We start from the raw sequence: 4,836 nt of genomic DNA on the forward strand, positions 1-4,836 counted from the left end.
CTTCCTCTTCCGGCTCGACCAGCGCCGCAGCGCGGGCCTCGTGGAAGTCGGGACGGTCGGTGAACGAGACGATTTTCGCGCGCGAGGCGCCCTCGACCAGAACCTTGACGGTACCGTCGGGCAGCTTCAGCAATTGCAGCACGTTGGCGAGCGTGCCGATGTCAAAGATGGCATCGGGCTCGGGATCGTCGTCGGCGGCATTCATCTGGGTGGCAAGCAGAATCTGCTTTTCCTGACCCATCACTTCTTCCAGCGCCTTGATCGACTTCTCACGCCCGACGAAGAGCGGAACGATCATGTGCGGAAACACCACGATGTCGCGCAGTGGGAGGACTGCGAAGACGCCGTCGCTGGGAGCCTTGGATACTTTGGCCATTGTCCAACCTTTCATATCGCGGCCGCCAATCAGCCAACCGCGAATCCTATATTAACGACCGGGGATCGTTCCGCCTACCACCGTTTGTGACGGGAGTTTTACAGCACAGAAATCGGGCACCTCGGCCTTCTCCAATTAGTTGGATGCACGATCCACAAAGATCAAGGGGCGAGCACAAATCCGCACCTCCAACTTGCCCTGAAGTGACACATTTGCGACGCCAAGACCGGGCCCGCCCACAAAACCCTGGGCGATAGCAAAACGGCGCCTTGCGGCGCCGTTTCAGAATTTCGCTGCGGGCTCATGTCAGGCGCTGACATTGCCCTTCTTTTCCTTCTGCTCGGAGTAGATGTAGAGCGGCCGGGCACTGCCGGTCACCACCTCCTCCGAAATCACCACTTCGCGCACGCCTTCGAGCGCCGGAAGTTCGAACATCGTGTCGAGCAGGATCGCTTCCATGATCGAACGCAGGCCGCGGGCGCCGGTCTTGCGCTCGATGGCGCGCTTGGCGATCGCCGACAGGGCGTTCTCGTGGAAGGTCAGGTCGACATTCTCCATCTCGAACAGACGCTGGTACTGCTTGACCAGCGCGTTCTTCGGCTCGGTCAGGATCTGGATCAGCGCCGGCTCGTCGAGATCCTCCAGCGTCGCCAGAACCGGCAGACGGCCGACAAACTCGGGGATGAGGCCGAACTTCAACAAATCCTCTGGCTCGACCAGGCGGAACACGTCACCGGTGCGGCGATCCTCGGGCGAAGCGACGATGGCGCCGAAGCCGATCGATGTCTTGCGGCCGCGATCGGAGATGATCTTGTCCAGGCCGGCGAAGGCGCCGCCGCAGATGAACAGGATGTTGGCGGTGTCGACCTGCAGGAATTCCTGCTGCGGATGCTTCCTGCCGCCCTGCGGCGGCACGGAGGCAACCGTGCCTTCCATGATCTTCAGCAAAGCCTGCTGCACGCCCTCGCCCGACACGTCGCGGGTGATCGAGGGATTGTCGGACTTGCGCGAGATCTTGTCGATTTCATCGATGTAGACGATGCCGCGCTGGGCCCGCTCGACATTGTAGTCGGCCGACTGCAACAGCTTCAGGATGATGTTTTCGACGTCCTCGCCGACATAACCGGCTTCGGTCAGCGTCGTGGCATCAGCCATGGTGAAGGGCACATCGATGATGCGGGCCAGCGTCTGTGCAAGCAGCGTCTTGCCGCAACCGGTCGGGCCGATCAGCAGGATGTTGGACTTCGCCAGCTCGACATCGTTGTTCTTGCCGGCATGCGCGAGGCGCTTGTAGTGGTTGTGGACCGCCACCGACAGCACGCGCTTGGCGTAGGGCTGGCCGATGACGTAGTCGTCGAGAACCTTGAGGATCTCCTGCGGTGTCGGCACGCCCTCGCGCGACTTCACCATCGAGGTCTTGTTCTCCTCGCGGATGATGTCCATGCAGAGCTCGACGCACTCGTCGCAGATGAAGACCGTCGGACCGGCGATCAGCTTGCGCACTTCGTGCTGGCTTTTGCCGCAAAACGAGCAGTAAAGCGTGTTCTTGGAATCGCCGCTGTTGTTGCCGACCTTGCTCATTTTCATGTCCTTTCATGGCCGCCCGCCGATGGTCTGGCTGAAAGGGCGCATACTCTATCTATCGCGGGAATCCGCCGCCGCCAGTGTGTCCCGGCTCCCGCAACGCATTCCGTACGAAACACAAATCAGAAAACGTGGCAATGATTCGCGACAACCCCGCATAAAGCTAAGCCGCCGAAACTCAACATAGCCTTAACGTAGGCAATCCTGTCCCCCGAGGGAACAGCCAATTGTGGCCGAAATGCCGCAAGACGCACCAAAAGCGCGTGATGCCGCCATCCAACTGCCAACTAGCCCTTATGCCACAGCACCTTCAGCCGGCTCGCGCGACGAAATGACCTTGTCGATGAGGCCGAAATCCCTGGCTTCGTCGGCGGTCATGAAATGGTCGCGGTCGAGCGTCTTCTCGATCTCTTCGTAGCTCTTGCCGGTGTGCTTGACGTAGACCTCGTTGAGGCGACGCTTCAGCTTGATGATGTCCTGGGCATGGCGCTCGATGTCGGACGCCTGGCCCTGGAAGCCGCCGGAAGGCTGGTGAACCATGATACGGGCGTTCGGCGTGGCAAAGCGCATGTCCTTGTGGCCGGCAGTCAAGAGCAGCGAGCCCATCGAGGCCGCCTGGCCGATGCAGAGCGTCGACACCGCCGGCTTGATGAACTGCATGGTGTCGTAGATCGCCATGCCCGAGGTGACGACGCCGCCCGGCGAATTGATGTAGAGGTTGATTTCCTTCTTCGGATTCTCGGCTTCCAGGAACAGCAGCTGCGCGCAGACCAGCGTCGCCATGCCGTCCTCGACCGGACCGGTGATGAAAATGATGCGCTCCTTGAGGAGGCGAGAGAAAATGTCGTAGGCCCGCTCGCCACGATTGGTCTGTTCGACCACCATCGGAACGAGGTTCATGTAGGTTTCGACGGGGTTCTTCATTGATTGTCTCTTATCTCGCGGTGGGATTCCGGCGCCGGGAATGCTGGCAGATCGGGCAGAATCGGTTCTGAATCGTTATTCCGTAAATAGGATGCCGGCTCATCCTTGTGCAAGGCCGACCCCTCCTAGCCATCTGGGTAAGTCGAATCAAGGTTACATTTCACGGGATTCATCGACCTGTGCCGTGATCATTCGGCGGTGTTGTCACCACCGTAGCAATTTCTTAACCGCATCGCTTAACGAAATGCGCCGAAATCGCTTTTCTCCGAGGCGGCTTCCCCTACAATTCAGCGTTGAACCTATGAGTTCAACAGGGGGAGTGTCATGTCTGGGAAAACCGCATGCTTCGCCATTGCCGGGCTGACCATGCTCGGCACGATTTCGCAGACGGCGGCCGGCGGCCGCGCCGTCGAGTGCTATGAACCCATCCGAACGCCTGATGTCTACGACACGGTCTATGAAGACGTGCTGGTCAGCCCGCCCGGCCAGCAGGTCGTCGACTATGTCCCTGCCATCTACGGCACCCGCGAACGCGTGGTGATGACCGTTCCGGCACAGGTGACCTACGAGGTCGTGCCCGCCGTCACCCGCACCGTCTACCATACAGTCCGGGTCGATGGCGGCGGCTATTCCTGGGAATGGCGCGTCATCCATGGCCGCAAGGTGCTGTGCAAGATCTGGCACAAGGCGCGTTATGAGCGCGTCGCCGAAACCGTCGTGATCCAGCCCGAACGCACGCGCCGTGTCGTCATTCCCGCACAGTACGACAGCATCGCCGAGGAGGTGCTGGTGCAGTCGGAACAGAGACGCGTCATCGATGTTCCCGCCTCTTACCAGACCGTCGCGCGCCGCGTGCTGGTCCGTGAAGGGTCTTCAGGCTGGCGCCGCGTGCATATTCCCAGGCATTGCCAGGATTAGGTTAAGCGCCGGCGCCGTTCAGGCCACCTCCGCCCGCAGCCATGCCTTCAGGCCGCCAATATCGCCATTGCCGATCGCCGCCGCCACCCGCCGGCCGACCGCCGCGCCGAATTTGTAGCCGTGGCCGGAGCAGGCCGAGATAACAAGGCACTTGCCCTTTTCATGCGCCATGAATTTCTCGTCGGCGGTGAAAGTGTAGGCGCAGGTAACGACTTCGATCACCCGGTACCCATCGATGCGGGCGATCGGCGGCGAAAACAGGTTGCGGATCGCCTCGCCTTCGCCGGCCACCGGCTGACGGTTCCAGTCGGCGTCGCTGGTCGGCACCCTGTGCAATCCGGACCCGAATTTCATGCCGGCGCCGCCGGAGGGCGGGATCACATATCCGTCTACCGCGCCGCCGATATCGAGGACGACCGGCGCCGCCTGCCAGACGGCCTTGAGGTCAGCCGGCGGTTCGACATAGGCGAGTGCGGTTCGATAGGTCTTCAACTCGCCGTCCAGTTCCGGAAACAGCTTCAGCACCCAGGCGCCGGCGGCGACGACGATGCGGTCAGCCTGCATCGTCTCGCCGCTTTCGAGCACGATATGGCCGGCCTCGGAGTCGATCGCGGTGACCTTGCTGTGTTCGTAGACATTGGCGCCGTTGGCGCGCAGCCACTTTGCCAGATCGGAGGCGATCTTGCGGCAATGCAGCGCGCCGCCTTCAGTCGAAAAATAGGCATAGCGGAACGAACCGGCTTCGAGAAACGGCCAGCGCTTCACGGCTGCATCCGGCTCCAGCAATTCGAAGGGAAAATTGCCCTCTTCCAGTCCCTCACGGTATTCCTCGGCCTCGTCGCCCGGCTCGCGCGAAATGCAGACAAATCCGCGCGCATCGAGATGGCTTTCGCCGAGATCGGCCCACATCTCGTCCCACGCCTGGTAAGCTTCGGTGATCAACCGGCCATAGCCGGTTCCCGCCCGGTAGGCGCGGCGGATGATGCGGTGGTGGTCGCCCGACGCTGCCAGCGGGTTGGGGATCGGCCCCTGCT

5 protein-coding genes are annotated in these 4,836 nt (G+C 61.4%); 1 reads left to right on the plus strand and 4 read right to left on the minus strand.

Features of this window, described 5'->3' with window-relative positions:
* The 3 genes from EN935_RS22450 to clpP form a co-directional block, all read right to left on the minus strand.
* Positions 1-376, minus strand: a 376-nt coding sequence (locus tag EN935_RS22450) for an LON peptidase substrate-binding domain-containing protein (RefSeq protein ID WP_206534550.1), incomplete at its 3' end; no start/stop codon positions are given.
* A gap of 306 nt (positions 377-682) precedes the next feature.
* Complete coding sequence (gene clpX / locus EN935_RS22455) at positions 683-1,957, minus strand: ATP-dependent Clp protease ATP-binding subunit ClpX (RefSeq protein ID WP_023759839.1); 1,275 nt, start codon at positions 1,955-1,957, stop codon at positions 683-685.
* A gap of 297 nt (positions 1,958-2,254) precedes the next feature.
* On the minus strand, positions 2,255-2,884 hold the full coding sequence (clpP, locus tag EN935_RS22460; RefSeq protein ID WP_109669506.1) for an ATP-dependent Clp endopeptidase proteolytic subunit ClpP: 630 nt from the start codon (positions 2,882-2,884) through the stop codon (positions 2,255-2,257).
* Positions 2,885-3,208: 324 nt separating this feature from the next.
* Between clpP and EN935_RS22465 the strand changes: the two genes are divergently transcribed.
* On the plus strand, positions 3,209-3,802 hold the full coding sequence (locus EN935_RS22465; RefSeq protein WP_127266024.1) for a hypothetical protein: 594 nt from the start codon (positions 3,209-3,211) through the stop codon (positions 3,800-3,802).
* A gap of 18 nt (positions 3,803-3,820) precedes the next feature.
* On the opposite strand, the gene EN935_RS22470 is transcribed toward EN935_RS22465, so the two are convergent.
* Positions 3,821-4,836, minus strand: a 1,016-nt coding sequence (locus EN935_RS22470; RefSeq protein ID WP_127373623.1) for an FAD-dependent oxidoreductase, incomplete at its 5' end; no start/stop codon positions are given.

Source organism: Mesorhizobium sp. M7D.F.Ca.US.004.03.1.1, from assembly GCF_003998635.1.
Classification (GTDB): domain Bacteria; phylum Pseudomonadota; class Alphaproteobacteria; order Rhizobiales; family Rhizobiaceae; genus Mesorhizobium; species Mesorhizobium loti.

Coding starts and splice junctions, on each gene's coding strand:
- clpX (WP_023759839.1), bottom strand. CDS start 1,957: ATGAGCAAGGTCGGCAACAACAGCGGCGATTCCAAGAACACGCTTTAC.
- clpP (WP_109669506.1), bottom strand. CDS start 2,884: ATGAAGAACCCCGTCGAAACCTACATGAACCTCGTTCCGATGGTGGTC.
- EN935_RS22465 (WP_127266024.1), top strand. CDS start 3,209: ATGTCTGGGAAAACCGCATGCTTCGCCATTGCCGGGCTGACCATGCTC.